Origin of the sequence: Bacteroides sp. 14(A) (genome assembly GCF_000526555.1) — a bacterium.
In the GTDB taxonomy this organism is placed as follows: domain Bacteria; phylum Bacteroidota; class Bacteroidia; order Bacteroidales; family Bacteroidaceae; genus Bacteroides; species Bacteroides cellulosilyticus.
In genome coordinates, this window is sequence record NZ_JAGH01000004.1 from 631,721 (window position 1) to 654,738 (window position 23,018).

General features: G+C 45.2%; 10 protein-coding genes. 9 read left to right on the forward strand and 1 reads right to left on the reverse strand.

Annotated features, from left to right (window positions below; translation table 11 throughout):
* Positions 1-300: 300 nt before the first annotated feature.
* From K429_RS0121560 to K429_RS0121600, 9 genes are all read left to right on the forward strand, one after another.
* Positions 301-3,705, forward strand: a complete 3,405-nt coding sequence (locus K429_RS0121560; RefSeq protein ID WP_029328001.1) for a TonB-dependent receptor — start codon at positions 301-303, stop codon at positions 3,703-3,705.
* 29 nt (positions 3,706-3,734) lie between these two features.
* Positions 3,735-5,816, forward strand: coding sequence for a RagB/SusD family nutrient uptake outer membrane protein (locus tag K429_RS0121565; protein ID WP_029328002.1), 2,082 nt, complete (start codon positions 3,735-3,737; stop codon positions 5,814-5,816).
* Between the two features lie 180 nt (positions 5,817-5,996).
* Complete coding sequence (locus tag K429_RS0121570) at positions 5,997-7,724, forward strand: hypothetical protein (protein WP_007212239.1); 1,728 nt, start codon at positions 5,997-5,999, stop codon at positions 7,722-7,724.
* Between the two features lie 5 nt (positions 7,725-7,729).
* The gene (locus K429_RS0121575) at positions 7,730-8,398 is read left to right on the forward strand and encodes a DUF3826 domain-containing protein (protein WP_029328004.1); all 669 of its coding nucleotides are present in this window, start codon (positions 7,730-7,732) and stop codon (positions 8,396-8,398) included.
* Between the two features lie 183 nt (positions 8,399-8,581).
* A complete protein-coding gene (locus tag K429_RS0121580) occupies positions 8,582-9,511 on the forward strand; it encodes a glycoside hydrolase family 43 protein (RefSeq protein ID WP_029328006.1) in 930 nt (309 codons plus the stop codon).
* 21 nt (positions 9,512-9,532) lie between these two features.
* Positions 9,533-12,856: a glycosyl hydrolase family 65 protein gene (locus K429_RS0121585; protein WP_029328007.1), complete on the forward strand. Its 3,324-nt coding sequence runs from the start codon at positions 9,533-9,535 to the stop codon at positions 12,854-12,856.
* A 28-nt stretch (positions 12,857-12,884) separates the two neighbouring features.
* Positions 12,885-15,698 carry a glycoside hydrolase family 78 protein gene (locus K429_RS0121590; RefSeq protein WP_029328008.1) on the forward strand — a complete coding sequence of 938 codons (2,814 nt, stop codon included), beginning with the start codon at positions 12,885-12,887 and terminating at the stop codon, positions 15,696-15,698.
* Positions 15,699-15,715: 17 nt separating this feature from the next.
* Complete coding sequence (locus tag K429_RS0121595) at positions 15,716-17,068, forward strand: glycoside hydrolase family 28 protein (protein ID WP_029328009.1); 1,353 nt, start codon at positions 15,716-15,718, stop codon at positions 17,066-17,068.
* A gap of 18 nt (positions 17,069-17,086) precedes the next feature.
* The gene (locus K429_RS0121600) at positions 17,087-19,048 is read left to right on the forward strand and encodes a DUF3826 domain-containing protein (protein ID WP_029328010.1); all 1,962 of its coding nucleotides are present in this window, start codon (positions 17,087-17,089) and stop codon (positions 19,046-19,048) included.
* Positions 19,049-19,126: 78 nt separating this feature from the next.
* Here K429_RS0121600 and K429_RS0121605 read toward each other — a convergent pair whose 3' ends face one another.
* Complete coding sequence (locus K429_RS0121605) at positions 19,127-22,993, reverse strand: family 78 glycoside hydrolase catalytic domain (RefSeq protein ID WP_029328011.1); 3,867 nt, start codon at positions 22,991-22,993, stop codon at positions 19,127-19,129.
* Positions 22,994-23,018: the final 25 nt, after the last annotated feature.

A 23,018-nucleotide genomic window follows, 5' to 3' on the forward strand; every position in this document is an offset into this window, starting at 1 on the left:
TATTGCATTATTATTTGCTATTTATTTGCAAAAGATTCTGAAACACTGCTTTTGAAGCTGATGTCCGTTGTGTAAAGTGTTAATATAGCGATATTGTGACCCCGATACTCCTGTATACTTGTCCTTTTGATATTTAGAGCCTTATCTTTTTTCTGTTGGAAATAATCGTAAATAGAAAACTTTACTTTTTTATTCTTTTTAGGTGATTACATATTTTTTAGTTGTTCGTCTTTAGTTCATGAAATATAGATTGAGTCCAATCAATAGTTTTTATATTTTTGAATTTAAATTAGTGAATAGATGAAAAAAGAAGAGATCTTTTCTAGAAAAACACAGAGCAGGTATCTGAGCGCAGCAAAGATAATCTGTCTCTCTTTCTTGTTTTCGATTCCTGTGACGCAGGCTTTTGCGGAAAGCATTGGAGAGACTGCTGCAATGAATGTTGTCCAACAACAGAAGTCAGTGAAAGGAACTGTGGTAGATACGACCGGAGAACCTGTGATTGGTGCGAATATAAAGGCACAAGGAACTGATACGGGAACGATTACCGACTTGGATGGAAATTTCAGTCTGGTGATTCCGGCAAGTGCTAAACTCGAAGTTTCGTTTATAGGATACGTCACACAAGTGGTGAGTGTGCCTGCGAACGGAATTGTAAACGTGACTCTGGCTGAAGATTCCAAACTTCTGGACGAAGTGGTTGTGGTAGGTTACGGTACTCAGAAAAAAGCACATCTTACTGGCTCTATATCCACGGTTAACCCCAATGACCTAAAGGAAATGCCCTATAGCAATATGGGTGCCATGCTGGCAGGTACGGTAGCTGGTTTGAATGTAAGCGGCGGTGATGGTCGCCCTGGTGTCGGTGCAACGATGACCATTCGTGATCCGTTCTCTACCGGCGTTTCGGGAAGTACGACTGCGCCGATTTATGTGATTGATGGTGTCATTCAGTCTGATAATCCGCGTAATGGAATATCGGCTTCGGAAGCGTTTAATAACCTTGATCCGAACGAAATAGAATCTATATCTATCTTGAAGGATGCTGCTGCGGCAGTGTATGGAGCACGTGGCGCACAAGGTGCCATCATTGTTACTACGAAGAAAGGCAGCAAGGACGGAAAACCTCGCATCAGTTACACTGGTTCGGTGACGATGAATGATGAAATTTCACGTCCAAAGATGTTGGATGCATATCAGTATGGTCAATTCTGGAATGGATTTAAAGGTGCTGACGGCAATGATGCTATCGGTAATCGTAAAAAAGACCTTTTCCAATTGGACGAGTTGGAAGCTATGAAAAGCATGAACTATGACTGGCTGGACAAAGCCTGGTCGGCTGCCTATAGCACGAAGCATAATGTGAATATCAGTGGCGGCGGAAATAACTCATCTTATTTCGGAAGCATATCTTATCAGAGCCAGGAGGGTAACCTGAGCATGTTGGATTATGACCGTTGGAATTATCGTGTAGGAATGAGTACAACAGTGGCTAAGCATCTGAAAGTGAATTTATCTATTTCGGGTAACTATGGTGACCGGAAAACAACTTTCAATAAGATTGGCGGAGAGAAGGATGATAATGATTACCTGGCATTGCTGACTACACCCCGCTATGTGCCATGGTCTGTGGAAAATGACAAAGGCGAAGATATCTGGTTGTTGAGATATGGACCTAAGAATACCAACAGTAGTGTTCTCGGAAACTCGAACTATTTGCGTTACAACTATTTCGCTGTTGAAGATTTAGGTAATCAGAAACAAACCAAAACTCAGGATATGACCATCAATGGTTCATTGGAGTATGATTTTGATTGGTTGGAGACATTGAAAGGTTTGAAACTACGTTTCAGCTATGCAAAAAGTATCGGTAATACGGAAGGAAGACAATTGGGATCTAAATATAACGGTTATTATTTTACCACCCGTGGTGGTTCAGGTAATCACCTTTATATTGATGAAGGTGCGCCAAGTAATAACCTGACTTTGCCGTCTAATATGAAAACACAGTCGGTTGATAATGGAAACCGCGTACTGCGTGACTTCGACCGTACAGACAATTATCAGGTCAACTTCCAGGCAAGTTATGCGCGCGACTTCGGAAAACATTCGGTAAGTGCCATGTTCGCTATGGAAAAGCGTGAAATGAACTACGAGTTTTCACGTATTCTGAAAGAAGGTCCGCTGAATGGTGATCTTGCTAATGGTGAAACCAATACAGCTACAGGTTCGGTAAGTTCCAGTAGCCAGACGGCGAGAAGTGAAAGTGGTGACTTATCTTACATTGGTCGTGTTAACTATGCCTATGACGGTCGTTACCTGTTTGAGTTCCTGATTCGTTCTGACGCTTCAACCAAATTCTCGCCGGATAACTATTGGGGAGTATTCCCTTCCGTATCTGTGGGCTGGATTGTTTCAGAAGAAAAGTGGTATAAGCTGGATTGGATGGATTATCTGAAGGTACGTGCCTCATTCGGTATTTTGGGACAAGATAATACGGCAGCTTGGCTGTGGCGTCAGCGATATACGTATCAGGCTAATTATGGTGCAATATTTGGCACTTCACCGAGCAACAATTTAGGTTGGGCTTTAAAGACTGAGGCTGCTCCCAACTATGATGCGCACTGGGATAAAGACTACAAATTCAACTTAGGAATTGACATGAAATTCCTGAAGAACCGTTTATCAGTAGGTATTGACGCTTATTTGGACAAGAGAACCGATATGTTGGTAGTGCGTAGTGGTGTGCCTGTAACTGTAGGTGCCAAATCGGCTGCCGAGAATTTCGATGCGGTAGATAACTATGGTGTAGAACTTTCATTAGGCTGGCGCGATCATGTGTCTGACTTCAACTATTCCGTTCAACTGAATGGACAATGGCGTGACGCCCGCTATCGCAAAAAAGACTGGCCGGCCATATCAACCTACAAAGATGTTTATCGCAATGGACCGGTTGACATGGGGCAGTGGGGATATGACTGTTTGGGAATGTTCCGTAACCAAGCTGAAATTGACAAGTTTGTTGAGGACTACAATATAACGCAGTATATGGGCTATAAACCGGATCAGATTAAACCGGGTATGCTGATATACCGTGATGTTCGTGGCGAACAGAATCCGGACGGTTCTTATAAAGATGCAGACGGTATCGTAGACGATAAGGATATGGTTCGTTTGAGCAGAAGAAAGAGCAATCCTTATGGCATGTCTCTGATTCTGGGTGGTAGCTGGAAAGGTATCTCTTTGAATGCCAACATCTCTAGTTCATGGGGTGGATATTCTACGTATGCGGGAGGTTCCTATATCTTCATGAACGAGAATTCACTGGATGGTGCCAACCTTCCGATATATTGGAAAGATATGTTCGTTCCCGAAGATGTAGTGGATGATGGAGGCAATGTGGTTGTTAAACAGAATTTGTCTGCCAAATACCCTAACATGAAATACAGTATGAATAATGAAGCGTCCAATTTCTGGCAGATTAGTTCATTCCGCATGTATCTTCGTAATGTATCCTTAGGTTATACATTGCCTAAGGAATGGCTGAGCAAAGTAGGAATCTCAAGCTGTAAGATCAATGTGACGGGAACCAACCTCTTCAGTTTCTTCAATCCTTATCCCGAAAGTTATACGGATCCTCTGACCGGTTACGGTACGTTCCCGGCATTGCGCAGCTGGACTGTGGGATTGAATCTTTCTTTTTAAATGATATAATTGATAAACAAGATTAGAATATGAAAATAGATAATATCATACATAAAGGTGTGGGGATAGTTGCCTTCAGCGCAATATTTCTGCTGGGCAGTTGTAGCGATGACTTCTTGAGGGAGAAGAAGGATTATAATGGCTTCAATGACGAAATATACAGTAATTTCAGTATGGCGCAGGCCAGTGTAGACTATATTCACAGGCAGGTTGAACCCAAAGTAGGTGGTGTAAGCGCATTGAATGGTAGCACAGGATCTGCCGATGAATTTTCTAAGTCTACATTAGAGTATGCCGGTTCTACACAGTTTGTGGGTTTGGCTGAAATACTTTCCAGTAACGTGAATTGTTATTTCAACGGTTCCAATGATCCGGCTAATAATAACGGTGTATGGTTAAATGTCCGTCGTTGCAATCTATTTCTCGACAATATTGACAAAGGAACATTGTCGGAAGAGGAAAGAAATCTCCTTAAAGGACAAGTTTACTTCTGGCGTGCATGGTTGTATTATCGTTTGGTGACTACTTATGGTGGTGTTCCTATTATAAAGAGCGCGCAAAATCCGACAATTGGAGACGGTACAATAGAAGAATCGACTTTGAATGTTGAACGTAGTTCTACGGATGATTGCGTGACGTTTGTCTGCGAGGATCTGGATAATGCGGCTTCTCTGTTGCCATCTGTTTGGGCTGATCCGTCGGTAAATTACGGTCGTGTGACTAAGGGTGCGGCTATGGCTTTGAAGGGACGCTTGCTGCTCTTCTATGCAAGTCCATTGTTCAACCGTTCCAACGATAAGGCACGCTGGGATGCCGCCTATACTGCAAACAAGGCTGCTTATGATGAACTTACTACCAATGGTGACAGAGAATTGGTAGGTGCAACGAGTAAAAGAGCGCAGGATTGGGAAAAAATGTTTGTGAACCCCTTGTCTAAAGAGGCTGTACTGATAACATTGTACAATAATATCTCTGATGATCAGTTCAAGTTCAATAACAGCTGGGAACAAAGTGCCCGTCCCAAAGACATCAAAGGTGGTGGTGGTATCGCTGCCACGGCTGAAATGGTGGATTTATTCCCCATGGCTGATGGTAAGAAACCAAGTGAAAGCTCATTGTCTTATGACCCGTTGAAGTTCTACAAGGATCGTGATCCACGCTTCTATCGCACCTTTGCATTTAACGGAGTTTGCTGGCCTTATAATACCAATAAGACATATACGGTATGGAATTACCAATGGTTTAAGGATGCTGCCGCAGCCGTTGAAGGCAAACCGGGTAACTCAGCGCTTTATGACGGTGATGTCAGTTCAAGTATCTTTGTACGCAAACGTACGGATCCGAATGCTTACAATACTTCCAATCTCAGTAGCGGAGTATTTTCGCAGAGTAGTAGTCCGTATATGGAAATACGTATGGCGGAAGTTATTCTTAACGTAGCGGAAGCAGCTTGCGGAAAAGGAGATAATGCTACGGCATTGACTTTCCTGAAATATATTCGCGAACGTGTAGGCTATACGGGTGATTGCGGCTTTTCTTCTACTTTAGCGGGTGATGCCTTGATGGGTGCTATTCTTTATGAGCGTCAGATAGAACTGGCCTATGAGGGAAAGAGATTCGATGATATGCGTCGTTGGCTTTTGTGGGACGACAGTTTTGGTACTTGCACACGGTTGGGTGTTGAGCCTATCAGCGGAAACCAAACGCGCAGGCATGGTATTATCCTGGCTGTGAAACCTGAACTCTATACGAATAGCAAGGCCGGCAAGGATTGTGATCCGTTCAATCCGGAAGCTTCAGAATACTTGGGAACATCAGACCGTACAAAAATCAGTCTTAATCCGGATGCTTCAGACTCAGACTGGGAAAATCAGATTGCTACCTTGGACAATTTTTACGAAAACAATCTGAATCGTGTAGTAAACGATCAGCTTGATGGTACAAGTACGCCTACATTCTATATTACTCACCTGAACAAATACTATTTCCTAGGTATCAAGCAGAATGTATTGCAAAACAGTATTAAGTTGCAACAGAATATTGGCTGGACGGATTATTATGGTTCCGAAGGAACGTTTAATCCTATCGGTAACGGTAGTTTGTTGCCGTAAGTTGGCTTTTAATTTTTTTGTGAGATAGTTAAAACTGCCGGGTGATCCTTCATCCGGCAGTTTTTTTAGAGTGGTTGCCATCATTCTATGGATTATTTTTCTACTAAAATAGTTTCATGTGATTACAAAACATTTTTATCTTCGTCTAATAAATACAATTAATTAATAGATACGAGAATAATGAAAAAGAAAGCATTCCTGATAGTTTGTACAGCTGCAATGCTGGCTCCGACCATTGCATGGGCACAATACCCGCAATTGACCGATGAAGCCAAGGAGACTTATAAGAAAATGATAACTGAAGAACGCCGGCGTTCGGATGAAGCTTGGGCGAAAGCATTGCCTATCGTTGAGAAAGAAGCCAGAGAAGGGCGTCCGTATATCGAGTGGGCTTCCCGTCCGGATGATCTTCCTCAAGCCGGTATTCCCGCTTTTCCCGGAGCTGAGGGTGGGGGAATGTTCACTCCCGGTGGCCGTGGCGGCAAGGTAATTACAGTAACTAATTTGAATGATCGCGGCCCGGGCTCTTTCCGTGAAGCTTGCGAAACCGGTGGTGCACGTATCATTGTATTCAATGTGGCTGGTATCATTCGATTGGAATCTCCCATTATTGTCCGTGCTCCATACGTAACGATAGCCGGACAAACAGCCCCAGGTGACGGTGTATGTATTGCCGGAGAATCTTTCTGGGTTGACACTCACGATGTAGTGGTACGTCATATGCGTTTCCGTCGTGGTGAAACGAAGGTTCATCACCGTGACGATTCATTTGGGGGTAATCCGATTGGTAACATTATGATCGATCACTGTTCCTGTACTTGGGGGCTGGATGAGAATATTTCTTTCTATCGTCACATGTACAGTCCTGGTGAAGGATATAAAGATGAGAAACTTCCGACTGTCAATGTAACCATTCAAAATACAATTTCCGCTAAGGCACTGGATACATACAATCATGCTTTCGGTAGTACATTGGGTGGTGAGAACTGTGCTTTTATGCGCAATCTTTGGGCCAGTAATGCTGGGCGTAACCCGTCTATTGGCTGGTATGGGATTTTCAATTTCGTGAATAATGTTGTCTACAATTGGGTACATCGTTCAGCTGATGGTGGCGATTATCGTGCTATGTTCAATATGATAAATAATTACTATAAACCGGGTCCTTTGACTCCGAGAGATTCTCCGGTCGGTCATCGCATTCTGAAGCCGGAAGCCGGACGCAGCAAGCTGGATTATAAAGTATATGGCCGTGTCTTTGCAGATGGCAATGTGATGGAAGGATATCCTGAAATCACGAAGGATAACTGGGCTGGTGGTATTCAGATTGAGACTCAAAAGGATACAGAGGGGTATACCGAGCAGATGCGTACGTATCAACCTTTCGTAATGCCTTATATTAATATTATGTCTGCAAATGATGCTTATGATTATGTTTTGAAATATGTAGGTGCTAATATTCCTTGCCGTGACATTGTTGATGAGCGGGTTATTGAGGAAGTGAAAACCGGTCAAGCTTATTATGAAAAGAAACTTCCGAAAGATGCCTATGGAGATAAATGGGGATTAGCTCCAAAATCTCAGGATGAGGAAGGTTATTTTAAATACCGTCGTTTGCCGAAAGATTCTTATAAACAGGGTATTATAACTGATATTCGCCAAATGGGTGGCTATCCGGAATATAAGGGAACTCCTTATGTGGATACGGATGGTGACGGTATGCCGGATGAATGGGAAATTGCGAATGGTCTGAATCCAAACGATCCGAGTGATGCCAATAAAGATTGCACTGGTGATGGGTATACTAATATTGAGAAATATATCAATGGTATCAGTACGAAGAATAAGGTAGACTGGACTGATATGAAGAATAACTACGATACATTGGCAGAAAAAGGTAAATTAATGTAATGTCAATGAAAAAGATAATATTAATTTCTTTATTACTGGTTTTCGGTTGGTTATCAGCCGGAGCGGTAGACTTGAATAAGGATAATCGTGATCCTCAATATGTGGAATCTATTGTTAAACGATCTCAGAAGATCGTAGATAAACTTGGGCTTACAGATGTAAAGGTGGCTGAAGATGTTCGTAATGTGATTGCCAATCGGTACTTCGAACTGAATGATATTTATGAAGTTCGTGATGCCAAAGTGAAGAAAATAAAGGAGTCGGGATTGAGTGGTGCTGCAAAGGATGATGCCTTGAAAGCGGCTGAGTATGAAAAGGATGCGGCATTATACCGTTCTCACTTTGCATATCCCGCGAATTTATCTCTTTTTCTGGATGAGAAGCAAATAGAAGTGGTGAAGGATGGGATGACTTATGGCGTTGTGAAAGTGACGTATGATGCTACAATTGACATGATCCCTTCTTTGAAGGAAGAAGAAAAAGCACAAATCTATGCCTGGCTCATAGAAGCCCGTGAGTTTGCCTTGGATGCTGAGAATTCGGATAAGAAACATGCAGCCTTTGGTAAATATAAGGGGCGTATCAATAACTATTTGGTTAAGCGTGGATATGATTTAACAAAAGAACGTGAAGAGTGGTACAAGCGTGTGAAAGCACGTGGAGGCTCTCTCTGATAATTAGGATAGATAAAAACTGGTTAGTTATGTGATGTGAAGGGTGGCTGAGAAGTCACCCTTTTCTGTGTTCTGATTTTTGGAATATGGCGAATCTTCCATTATCTTTGAGTACAAATTCGTCTTATTGCCGTCTCCTCTGTATACAGAATACGATATAAAAACAAAAGTATTATTTAGAAAATGAGAAAATTAAGAAATACATTAGCTGCAATAAGCATTTTGTTCTTAGCTTCTTGTGGAGGAAACAAAGACTACTATATGTTCACCTCATTCCATGAGCCGGCTAATGAAGGTTTAAGATATCTATATAGTGAAGACGGCATGCATTGGGATAGTGTTCCCGGTGTTTGGCTGAAACCGGAATTGGGACAACATCAGTTGATGCGCGATCCTTCGATGGTACGTACTCCGGACGGTACTTATCATTTGGTTTGGACCACCAGTTGGAAAGGTGATTTGGGATTTGGCTATGCATATTCCAAAGACTTGATTCACTGGTCGGAGCAACAAATGATTCCGGTAATGGCCCATGAACCGACGACCGTCAACGTGTGGGCACCGGAGATTTTTTATGATGATGAGGCTGAACAATTCATGGTGGTCTGGGCATCTTGTGTTCCGGGGCGTTTTGAAAAGGGTATAGAAGAAGAAAAGAATAACCATCGCTTATATTACATCACTACAAAAGACTTTAAGACGATATCCGAAACCAAACTTTTGTATGATCCGGGCTTCAGTTCAATTGATGCTACCATCATAAAACGTGCAAAGAATGATTATGTAATGGTGCTTAAAGATAATACACGTCCCGAGCGTAATCTGAAAGTTGCTTTTGCCGATTCATTGACAGGACCTTATTCGCCTGCATCGCAACCTTTCACGGAATCGTTTGTAGAAGGTCCCTCTGTAGAGAAGATAGGAGATGACTATCTTATCTATTTCGATGTCTACAGGAAGAAAATATATGGCGCTGTGCGTACCAGGGATTTTCGTAATTTTACGGATGAAACCGGAAACGTAAGTGTACCCACAGGCCATAAACATGGGACTATTTTCAAAGCCCCGGAGTCGCTCGTTAAGGAGTTGTTGAAAGAAAGCAAGAAGAAATAATATATAAAACAGGAACAGATAATGAACAGCCCTATCAAAATACTTTTTGTTCTGGCAACTGGATGGCTGACACTAACGTCGGCTTCAGCACAAGACAGGATACATTACACTGGAACCGAACTTTCTAATCCCACCTATCATGATGGACAATTGTCACCGGTAGTGGGAGTGCATAATATTCAATTGGTACGTGCCAATCGTGAACATCCGGATGCGTCGAATGGTGGAGGATGGACTTATAATCACCAACCGATGTTGGCCTATTGGAATGGGCAATTCTATTATCAATATCTGGCAGATCCGTCGGATGAGCATATTCCGCCTTCCCAGACTTTTCTGATGACTTCTAAAGACGGATATAACTGGACAAATCCGGAAATCGTGTTTCCTCCTTATAAAGTTCCCGACGGATATACGAAGACTTCCCGTCCGGGTATGCAGGCAAAAGACTTGATTGCCATCATGCATCAGCGTGTGGGCTTTTATGTATCCAAGTCCGGCAGACTGATTACAATGGGGAATTATGGAGTTGCGTTGGATAAAAAAGATGATCCGAATGATGGAAACGGTATTGGTCGGGTAGTTCGTGAAATTAAGAAAGACGGTTCATTCGGTCCCATCTACTTTATATATTATAATCATGGATTTAATGAAAAAAATACTGATTACCCTTATTTCAAGAAAAGTAAGGATCGTGAGTTTGTAAAGGCTTGTCAGGAAATTCTGGATAATCCATTGTATAGAATGCAATGGGTGGAAGAGGCGGATCGGGAAGACCCGATTATTCCTTTGAAGAAGGGATATAAAGCGTTCAATTGCTATACTTTACCCGACGGGCGTATTGTCAGCCTTTGGAAACATGCACTGACTTCAATCACTGAAGACGGTGGCTATACTTGGGCGGAACCGGTGCTTCGTGCCAAAGGATTCGTTAATAGCAATGCAAAGATTTGGGGACAACGCCTGACTGATGGTATGTATGCTACCGTGTATAATCCTTCGGAGTTTCGCTGGCCGCTGGCTATATCGTTGAGTAAGGATGGGCTGGAATATACGACCTTGAACCTCGTGCATGGTGAAATTCCGCCGATGCGTTATGGAGGAAACTATAAGTCGTATGGTCCGCAATATCCCCGCGGTATTCAAGAAGGAAATGGAATTCCTGCGGATGGTGATTTATGGGTTGCTTACAGTGTGAATAAAGAAGATATGTGGGTATCACGTATTCCTGTTCCGGTACAGATACAAGCCTCTGCACATGCAGACGATGATTTCTCAAAAGCCGGATCAATAGCTGAGTTGACCGACTGGAATATTTACTCTCCCCTTTGGGCTCCAGTCACTTTAGACGGAAAGTGGCTGCGTTTGCAAGATAAAGATCCTTTTGATTATGCCAAGGTAGAACGAAAAATACCGGCTTCTAAAGAACTGAAAATCTCATTTGATCTACAGGCCGGACAAAACGATAAAGGTACTCTTCAGATTGACTTCCTGGATGAGAACAGCATTGCTTGTTCCCGGCTTGAGCTGACTCCTGATGGGATTTTTCGTGCTAAAGGCGGTTCCCGCTTTGGGAACCTGATGAAATATGAACCGGGAAAAAACTATCATGTAGAGGCTATCCTTTCAGTGACCGATCGTAATATTCAGGTATTTGTGGATGGTAAGAGAGTAGGATTGCGCATGTTCTATGCACCGGTACCTGCTATTGAACGTATTGCGTTCCGTACAGGAGTTCCACGAACATTTCCCACTGTAGATACACCGGCTGATCAGACCTATGATCTGCCGAATGCCGGTGACCAGGAGCCACTAGCTGAATATCGTATCGCCAATGTGAAGACCTCTTCTGTGGATAAAGATGCGACTGCTGCTGTTTTGAAGTATGCGGATTTCAGCCATTATGCAGATTATTTCAATGGTATGGAAGATGAGAATATAGCCCAGGCCATTCCGAATGCAAAGGCTTCGGAATGGATGGAAGAGAATATACCGTTGTTTGAATGTCCGCAACGTAATTTTGAAGAGATGTACTATTACCGCTGGTGGTCGTTGCGGAAGCATATCAAAGAAACACCTGTGGGATATGGTATGACGGAATTTCTGGTTCAGCGTTCCTATTCTGATAAATATAATTTGATAGCCTGCGCTATCGGGCATCATATTTATGAAAGCCGTTGGTTGCGTGATCCGAAGTATCTGGATCAGATTATTCATACGTGGTATCGGGGGAATGATGGCGGGCCGATGAATAAGATGAATAAGTTTAGTTCGTGGAATGCGGATGCTGTGCTGGCACGTTATATGGTGGATGCTGATAAGGATTTCATGCTGGATATGAAGGAAAATCTGGAAGCCGAGTATCAACGCTGGGAGTGCACGAACCGTTTGCAAAACGGATTATATTGGCAAGGAGATGTACAGGATGGCATGGAAGAATCAATTAGTGGCGGACGTAAGAAAAAGTATGCCCGCCCCACCATTAATAGCTATATGTATGGTAATGCAAAAGCTCTTTCACTGATGGGAATCCTTTCGGATGATGAAGGAATGGCTATGAGATATGGTATGCGGGCGGATACATTGAAAAGGCTGGTGCAAGATAAGTTGTGGAATTCACGTCACCAGTTTTTTGAGACAATGCGTGCGGACTCTTCTGCGAATGTACGCGAGGCTATCGGGTATATACCTTGGTACTTTAATTTGCCGGACACAGTGAAGCAATATGAAGTTGCCTGGAAAGAGATTATGGATGAGAACGGTTTTTCTGCTCCTTACGGATTAACTACTGCCGAGCGCCGTCATCCGGAATTTCGTACCCACGGAGTTGGTAAATGTGAATGGGACGGAGCAATCTGGCCGTTTGCTTCTGCCCAGACATTGACAGCAATGGCTAACTTTATGAATAATTATCCACAGAGAGTATTATCCGATAGTGTGTATTTCCGTCAAATGGAATTGTATGTCGAGTCGCAATATCATCGCGGACGTCCTTACATTGGTGAATATCTGGATGAGGTGACAGGTTATTGGCTGAAGGGTGACCAGGAACGGAGTCGTTACTATAACCATTCTACTTTTAATGATTTGATGATTACCGGTCTGATTGGATTACGCCCGCGCCTGGATGATACGGTGGAAGTAAATCCGTTGATACCGGCAGATAAGTGGGATTGGTTCTGTCTGGATAATGTTTTATATCATGGTCGTAACCTGACAATTCTTTGGGATAAATATGGTGATCGTTACCATCGCGGAAAAGGATTGCGTATTTTTGTAGATGGAAAACAAGTTGGATATGCAGATAGATTGACGAGAATCATTTGTGAGAACGTCTTGAAATAATGGTTACTACTGAAATCGAAAAAAACGAATGATGTTTTTAAAAAGATATATTTTCTTTCTTCTTTGCTTGCCGTGTCTGGCACAGGCAAAGAATATAACGGTCAGCCATCTCACTTGCGAAATGCAGGAAGGGTTGGTGCTTGTTGAAGCCTATCCCCGGCTGGGGTGGACCATGGAGTCGCCGGAGAATGGGACGAGGCAGACTGCTTATGAGATTGAGATTCGGGAAGCCTGCACCGGACGTACGGTTTGGAATACGGGAAAGGTCCAATCTTCGCAAAGCCAGTTGATACCGACTCATGGAGCGAAGTTTCTCCGATTTAGTTTCTATAACTACATCTGGCGTGTACGGGTTTGGGATGAAACGGACGCGCCTTCCGAATGGAGTCGAGAAGCAAAGTTTCGTTTAGTTCCCCAAGGTTTTTCTTCGGCTGAATGGATTGGGGCCATCACCCGTAAAGACGCACGCTTGCCCGAAGGACGGAAATTCCACGGAGGCGAGTTGAAGAAGCCGGAGGTAAAGGCGGCATGGGAAGACGTGGATACATTGGCAAAGAAAAGCATTTGCTTGCGTAAGACGTTCCGCACGGACAAAAAGATTGCGGAGGCTACCGCATACATCTGTGGCCTTGGATTCTATGAGTTCACCTTGAATGGGAAGAAAGTCGGTGACAGTGAATTTGCTCCCCTCTGGAGTGATTATGACAAGAGCGTCTATTATAATATGTATGATGTAACGGAACTGTTGCAGGAGGGCGAGAATGTGGCGGGAGTTTTATTGGGAAACGGGTTCTATAATGTGCAGGGCGGACGTTACCGCAAGTTACAGATCAGCTTCGGGGCACCGACTCTTTTATTCTCACTGCTTGTCAATTATGAAGATGGAACACGGGATGTGGTTTGCTCTGACGACAGTTGGAAATATGACTTAAGCCCCCTCACCTTTAATTGTATTTATGGAGGCGAAGATTATGATGCGCGTCGCGAACAAAAAGGGTGGAACCGGGCAGGTTTTAATGATGCGCGTTGGAGCCCGGTAGTGGTTCAGGAAGCTCCGAAGGGAACGTTGCGTCCGCAAATGGCGGCTCCGGTGAAAATCATGGAACGTTATGGTGTCCGGAAAGTGACGAAACTGACCCCGGAACAGATTGCCTCTGCCTGTAAATCGACCAAGAGAACCATCGACCTTTCCGCTTTCGTACTGGATATGGGGCAGAACCTTTCCGGTTTTCCGGAAATTACCGTGCGTGGTAAACGAGGTCAGAAAGTTACTTTGGTGGTGGCTGAGGCTCTGACGGAGGAAGGAGCCTGTAACCAACGGCAAACGGGACGTCAGCATTACTACGAATATACCTTGAAGGGTGAGGGGGACGAGACCTGGCGTCCCCGTTTCTCATACTATGGTTATCGCTACATTCAGGTAGAGGGTGCCGTACTGAAGGGGGAGAAGAATCCCCGGAAATTGCCTGTTCTGAAAGATATTCAATCCTGCTTTGTTTATAACTCGGCAAAAAAGGTGTCTGCTTTCGAGTGTTCCAATCCGATATTCAACGCTGCCCATCGTCTGATAGAGAAGGCGGTTCGCAGCAATATGCAGTCTGTATTTACCGATTGTCCCCATCGGGAAAAGCTGGGATGGCTGGAACAGGTGCACCTCAACGGGCCGGGGCTTTTATACAATTATGACCTGACAGCTTTCGCTCCGCAGATTATGCAGAATATGGCGGATGCCCAACATCGCAACGGGGCCATGCCAAGCACCGCACCGGAGTATGTCGTGTTCGAAGGACCGGGCATGGATGCCTTTGCCGAATCTCCCGAGTGGGGAGGTGCTTTGGTCATTTTCCCGTATATGTATTACGAAACCTATGGGGACGATTCGCTGATTAAGAAGTATTACCAGAATATGCGCCGATATGTGGACTATCTCTCTACCCGCGCAGATAATCATATCCTTTCTTTCGGTTTGGGTGACTGGTATGATTACGGTGACTTCCGTGCAGGATTCTCCCGCAATACGCCTGTCCCGCTGGTGGCTACGGCACACTATTACATGATTGTCGAATATCTGATAAAGGCTGCTCGCATTGTGGGTAATGCTGATGATGTCAGGTATTACAATTCGTTGGCGAATGATATCGTGGTAGCATTCAACGAGCGCTTTCTGGATTACGATGCGGCGCAGTATGGTACGGGAAGCCAGTGCAGCAATGCTTTGCCGCTTTTTCTGGATATGGTTCTGAGTAGAGGCCATTCTGGAGGTTATGAAACGGATCGTCATCTGGAGCGCAAAGTATTTAAGAACCTGATAAAAGATGTGGAAGCACACGGCAATCGTCTGACTACCGGAGATGTGGGAAACCGCTATCTGATCCAGACATTGGCCAATTACGGAGCCGATGAACTCATCTATAAAATGTTCAACCATGAGGAAACGCCCGGATATGGCTTTCAACTCAAGTTTGGTGCAACGACTCTGACTGAACAATGGGACCCTCGTCAGGGCTCCTCTTGGAATCATTTTATGATGGGGCAGATTGATGAATGGTTCTTTAACTCGTTGGTCGGTATCTCTCCGGACGTGAAGCATGGATACCAGAAGTTCAGAATCGCCCCAACGCCTGTCGGTGATCTGAAATACGTGCAGTCGTCTTATGAAACCCTTTACGGTAAGATAACTGTGGACTGGACCCGCGAGAACGGCCGGTTTAAGCTGAAGTTGTCCGTTCCGGTAAACACTGTGGCGGTGGTTACACTTCCGGGAGAGAAAGAACCGAGAGAGGTGGAGAGCGGGAAACATGAATTTGTAGTGAATGAACAACAAACTATAAACGAACCATAAACAACCATACTATGACCATGAAATATAGAATACTTCTTTGTTCACTCTTCTGCCTTTGTGCGGTTACGGTGCTTCGTGCAGAGCGTGTAGATATGCTGAAAGTAGGAGCGAAGGTGGATGGAAAGACGTTGAATACCAAACTTATCAATTCTACCATCGACCGCCTGAACGCGAACGGTGGCGGTACCCTTTTTTTTCCTGCCGGCACTTATCTGACGGGAAGCATCCGGATGAAGAGCCACATCACTTTGGAGTTGGAGGCGGGAGCCACTTTGCTGTTTTCTGATAGCTTCGATGATTATCTTCCCTTTGTGGAGGTGCGTCATGAGGGAGTGATGATGAAGAGTTTCCAGCCTTTGATTTATGCCGTGGATGCGGAAAATATAACAATCAAAGGTGAAGGTACGCTGGACGGGCAGGGAAAGAAGTGGTGGATGGAGTTTTTTCGTGTGATGATTGATCTGCGCGACAATGGCATGCGGAATGTGAATAAGTATCAGACGATGTGGGACCAGGCAAATGATACAACGGCTATCTATGCTGAAACAAACAAGGACTACATCGGTACACTGCAACGTCGTTTTTTCCGTCCTCCGTTTATCCAGCCGGTTCGTTGCAAGGACGTGAAGATAGAGGGGGTGAAGATCGTCAACTCTCCGTTCTGGACGGTGAATCCCGAGTTCTGTGAAAACGTGAAGGTGAAGGGAGTAACCATTCATAATGTACCCTCGCCCAATACGGACGGCATCAATCCGGAGTCCTGCCGGAATGTACATATCAGCGACTGCCACATTTCGGTGGGAGATGATTGCATAACGATCAAGTCCGGTCGCGATGCGCAGGGGCGCCGGTTGGGAGTACCCTGTGAGAATATAACCATCACTAATTGCATCATGCTTTCCGGTCATGGTGGTGTAGTGATAGGCAGTGAGATGAGTGGAGGCGTGCGTAAGGTGACTATTTCCAATTGCATTTTCGATGGAACGGACCGGGGCATTCGTCTCAAGTCCACCCGGGGCAGGGGAGGAGTGGTCGAAGATATCCGTGTCAGTAACATTGTGATGCGCAATATCAAGCAGGAGGCTGTGGTACTGAATCTGAAGTATAGCGGTATGCCTGCCGAACCCAAGAGTGAACGCACTCCGCTGTTTCGCAACATACATATCAGTGGAATGACGGTTACGGATGTCAAGACTCCTGTTAAGATAGTTGGGCTGGAAGAAGCTCCGATCTCTGATATTGTACTGCGCGACATCCATGTGCAGGGAGCCGGTGAGGAATGTGTCTTTGAGGATTGCGAACGCATCACGATGGAAGATGTCATGGTGAATGGTAAAAAGGTGTATCCAAAGGAAGTCGATGAAAAGTAAACAATAATATATAGAACAATGAAACGTATTCTTTTCTCTGTGCTTTTTGCTGCATCTCTTTCGGCTGAAGCACAAACACAAACATTTGAAACGGCCTTTGCCCGTCCTTTGAACGAAGTTCTTACGGACATACAAAATCGTTTTGGTATCCGCCTGAAATACGATATTGATACGGTCGGTAAAGTGTTGCCTTATGCGGATTTTCGTATCCGTCCTTATTCAGTGGAAGAATCGCTGACGAATGTATTGTCCCCTTTCGATTATAAGTTTGTGAAACAAACTGGCAATATATATAAGTTGAAAGCTTATGAATATCCTCGGCGGACAGATGCTGACGGAGAGAAAATGCTGGCTTACCTTAATACGCTTTATGCAGATAAGGAAGCTTTTGAACTCCGTGCCGATTCTTTAAGAAAAGAAGTCCGGCAACGTCTGGGAATTGACCTTTTACTCGCACAATGTGTGGAGTCGAAGCCGATTCTTTCCAAAGTGAGGAAATATGATGGCTATACAGTTCAGAATTTTGCACTTGAGACGCTTCCAGGGCTGTATGTTTGCGGTTCTGTTTATGCCCCTAAATCGAAAGAGAAGCATGCGCTGATCATTTGTCCGAATGGACACTTTGGAGGAGGTCGTTATCGCGAAGATCAACAACAGCGTATGGGAACCCTGGCACGTATGGGGGCTGTTTGTGTGGATTATGATCTCTTCGGTTGGGGAGAGTCAATTTTGCAGGTTGGCAGTGCGACACACCGCAGTAGTGCAGCTCATACCATTCAGGCGATGAATGGTTTGCTGATTCTCGACTATATGCTTGCTGCCCGTAAAGATATTGACAGGAAAAGAATCGGTGTGAATGGCGGTTCCGGTGGTGGCACGCAAACAGTTCTGCTGAGTGCACTGGATGATCGCTTCACGGCTTCGGCGCCGGTGGTAAGTTTGGCTTCTCATTTTGATGGAGGATGCCCCTGTGAAAGCGGTATGCCTATTCAATTGGCGGCGGGTGGCACATGCAATGCCGAATTGGCAGCAATCTTTGCTCCCCGTCCGCAATTAGTAGTGTCTGATGGTGGTGATTGGACGGCAAGTGTGCCTACACTGGAATATCCTTATTTGCAGCGTGTTTATGGATTCTACGATGCAAAAGATAAAGTGACGAACATACATCTTCCGAAAGAAAGACATGACTTTGGTCCTAATAAGCGGAATGCTGTCTATACATTTTTTGCTGAGGTGTTCGGCTTGAATAGAAATATGCTGGATGAAACAAAAGTCACCATCGAACCGGAATCCGCTATGTATAGTTTCGGTGAGAAAGGAGAACTTTTGCCGGAAAGCGCAATTCGTTCGTTTGATAAAGTAGCTGTTTATATTGACAAGAAAGCTTTTGCCCAATTAAAGTCGGATGCTTCTCTTGAGAAAAAGGCAATGGACTGGGTGGCTTCCTTAAATATGGAGGATGATAAGAAAGCGGGCTTTGCTGTAACAACTATCTATAATCATTTGCGCAAGGTTCGTGATTGGCATAATGAACACCCTTATTCCACTGTTCCGGAGGGTATCAATCCTGTCACTGGTAAATCTTTAAGTAAATTGGATCGGGAAATGATTGCCGATTCCGCCATGCCGAAAGAAGTTCATGAAAAGCTGATGAAAGATTTGCGCAGAGTGCTGACGGAAGAACAAGTAGAGCAGATTCTTGATAAATATACTGTAGGCAAAGTAGCTTTCACTTTGAAAGGTTATCAGGCCATTGTCCCTGATATGACGGAGGAAGAAACCGCTTTTGTGTTGGAACAGTTGAAGCTGGCTCGTGAACAGGCTATTGATTATAAAAACATGAAGCAGATATCTGCCATCTTTGAAATCTACAAGACCAAGTGCGAACAGTATTTTAATGAGCATGGTCGTAACTGGCGCCAGATGTTCAAGGATTATGTAAATAAGAGAAAAGCGGAAAAGGCTCAGAACAAGAAATAAAAAAGGAAGCCCCGGAACTCAGATCATAATAAGAGTTCCGGGGCTTTTTTCTTATATTCAGATATATCCAGAAAAGCCTTATCGAAGTTTTGATAAATCTATTTCCGCATATTTAACTCGCTGCCTTCTCCATGTATAAACAGCATGCAGCCTACCATCTTTTCCCTGAATAATACTTGGATAGGAATATTGACTGATAGGGCTGTCTTCCAATGTAAGCACAGGTTGCCAATTTATACCATCTTCTGAAATGGCTACACAGAGAGGAGTTCGAGGTCCTTTGGGAGCGCCGGGTAGTGTCGAGAAATTATTGTAGATGAGTACATGGCGACCGTCCTGTAATGTTACGGCATCCGTTCCCGAATTATTATTCGGAACATCCAGAAGTGTTACTTTGCTCCAGGTATCGCCATTATCATTGCTCCAGGCTGTGGCAATCCGGGCATTGCGTGTGCGGCACAATACTTGTAATCTTCCGTCTTTGTGCATCAGTATGCTGGGCTGTATCGCATATATTGGTTTTGGACCTTCACCTTTGACGGCTTCGCCACCTTCCAGATCATCTACGTTGACACTTCCTTTTTTACGGTGCTGAGTAAGTACGGAAAGCTCCGCAGCCAGTGATTCCGTTGTCTTCCAGGTCTTGCCGTTGTCATCGGAAATTTCGAAATGAATGCGCCATCCCTTGCCACCTTCTCTGCTGGAAGGACAGAGGATACGACCATTAATGTACTCCGGTTTATTCTTGATAGGACCGAGGAATCCTTCCGGCAACGGTTCACGTTTACTCCAAGTCTTTCCTCCGTCGCGAGAGCGCACGAGCCAGCCAGTCCAGTCGCCTACGCTCAAGCCTATTTTATAGAAGAGAATCAGATCACCTCCCGGAATTTGAAAAAGTACCGGGTTCCAGCAAGCTTTCCGGCGGGCAATCAGTTTTCCCCGGGCATTTGTCACAGGAGTACAAGTGGAATCAATGCCTGCCAAGGTTGCCTGCGCATCTTTTATTGAAAATACGCCGTCGGCAGCGAGTTGTGGAGAGGTCCATTCTTTGGCACCTTTCGGCTTGCGACACACCCAGATGCAACAATCCGGATTGCGCTCTTTGGTACCGCCGAAAAATGAAGCGACAAGATCCCCGTTTTTCAATTCTACGATGGTGGCTCCATGACATTCCTGGAAGGAGGCTTTCTCATATAGGAACTCGTCACTCAGGATAGCTACATTCCGGGTAGGGATATCTACACTGAAGTGATGCTTGCCCGAACCTACCATTTCTTTCCGCCCGCCGGGAAGATATACTTCGCCTGTAGTGTTGGCGGGGAGTTCAATGTCCCATTTCAGATGTGTCGGGGTCTTTTTCCACCGGCTGGCTATTTTTCCGTAGATGCTTGTGTAGGAGGCATCTACATTGCTTAGTTCCTGAATGTCAAAGGCAGGCTGGAAGATGATATGTTTATAGCCGGGCTTCCAACGGTCGGCACGGATACCTGCCAGATTGTTGAAGCACCAGGGAAGCAGGTCGCCTAAGAGCATGACGTGATTTCCACTGTTCATTCCGGGATTTGCTTTGTCGCCATTCCAGAGTTCCCAGATGGTGGTGGCGCCTTGCGCGGCCATATATCCCCACGAAGGATAAGTCTTATTAGTGGCCAGAAGATAGGCGACATCGGCATGACCACGGCGGCTTAGTTCGCGTAGCAGCCATTGTGTACCGATGACTCCGGTGCTGATATGTCCTTTATTGGTAGTGATAATGGTAGCCACGGTATTCTTGGCAACTTCGTCCATGTACTGTTTGGGGACAAGTCCGAAAGCAAGCGGCAGAATATTGGCGGTAACCGTATTGTTACCGTAGAAGATGCTGTCCGGATATAAAGTATGTCCGGGTACGGGGGAAGTACCTTCCTTCACATGAAGGAAACGTGCGTTGAAGGCATCTTTTATCCGGCCTTCCAGTGCTCCCCATTCTTCGGCTTCGGCGGTTAGGCCTTGCAGGCTTGCAAAACGATGCATCAGTTGCAGGACTTTCAGATAGTAGGCGGTAGCTATAAGCGCACCATCCGTTTTGCGGGCAGGGTCATTGCTATGAATCATTTCCAAAGACTCGGGAGGTACGCACCAGTCACCGTATTTGTCTTTGGTAATAATGAATTCCTTGGTCAGGTAATACTCGCGGATATGAGATACCCATTTCTTTAAAGCCGGATAATTCTCTTCGATTGCGCGCCGGTCACCGTAGTTGGTGAAAAGCATGTCGCATACCAGGGGAAGGGTAGCCGGCCAGGTGACATTATCCGAATAGTAATTCCAGTAGGCCGGAGCTACATCCGGGATGCAGCCCTCCTCACGCTGTGCTTCACGAATATCACGTGTCCATTTGTTGTATAGGGCATGATTGTTGAAAAAGAGGCTTTCACCCCAGGAACCCATCGCGTGGTCTCCCAACCAAGGTTGGCGTTCGTTGCGTTGCGGGCAGTCGACGGGCATACCTTTGTAGTTACTGCGGATACCCCAAAAAGCATTGCGCAATACCTGATTGAGTGTTTCATCCGAGCAGGTGAAGGTCCCGGTATGAGCCATTTCGTCATCTACTACTTCAGCTGTAAAATCTTCGGTCTTGGCATTGGGATAACCGCTGATTTCCACATAGCGAAAACCGTGGTATACAAAGCGGGGAGCCCAGGTGGCATCTTGTGGTTCACGTCCGCTGACAACATATATATCCGTGCAATGTGCGTCGCGTAGATTCTTCGTAAAAATTTCGCCATCCGGTTGCAAGCGCTCGGCAAAGCGGAGACGGATACTGTCTCCTGCCTGGCCTTTGATACGAATACGTAGCCATCCTGCCATATTCTGACCGATGTCCAAAATCTGTTTGTCTCCCTGTTTCCGGATAGAAACAGGCTTCAGGCTTTCCGTTACTTTCATGCCCGGCATCATTTGCGCACGCAAGGTTCCTGAGGGAATGCTGACGCGCCCGGCGGGTATCCAATTCGTATCATCATAGCCTGCCCGATTCCAGTCTCCTAATTCCTTGCGTGCATCGTATTCTTCGCCATCGTACTCATTATTGCTGCGTATAGGGCCTTCGGTGGTTAGTTTCCAGGAAATGTCCGAGGCGATTGTCTGTCTGCTGCTGTCCGTATATTCAACAATCAGATTCAGACGTAGTTTGGGATAGCCGAAAGTAGGTATCTTGTAGGGTTTGTAATTCTGGCGCATGGTGTAGAAGCGCCCGTTGCCGAGGATGACACCGATGGCATTTTCTTTTTGGAGTTGGGGGGTGACGTCATACGTGTTGTACAGGATAGTTTTCCGGTAATCGGTAGGGGCAGGTGCCAGGACTTGTTCACCGATGCGCTGACCGTTGATAAAGAGTTCGTAAAGTCCCATTCCGGCAATGTGTACTGTGGCTCGTTTCACTTCTTTGGTCAGTGCAAACTCTTTGCGGAGGTAGCGGGCGGCAAGGCGGCTCCATTGTGTCTCGCTGTCACCGGGGGCGGGGTGGTCCAGGCCGATCCACTGCCCTTGCCAGTCTGCTTCATTCAGTAATCCCATACTCCAGAAGGCGGGTTCGCTCCAGTCGGTTTCATTAGTATGGGTATAGACTTTTACTTTCCAGTAGTAAGGGGTGTTACGCTTCAACGTTTCACCTTGATAAGTGATCCATTGGGAAGCGTCTGTTTTCACCTTGCCTGAATCCCAGCAGTCTCCTTTGCCTTGTGCCAGGAGTTCAGGGGAGGAGGCTACAAGAATATGATAGGCGGTCTGCATCACATTTTGTTCGTCCGATTCGATACGCCAGCCCAGACGGGGGTGGCGGATATCGATTCCCAGTGGATTCTTCAATTGCTCTGTTCGCAGGTCGGTGACGCGCAAGGCTGCGTGTGCCGTACCAGCGAGGATGAGGAGGTAAAGTAGGGATATTAATATCTTCTTATTCATATTGATTACGTTATGATATTGAGTA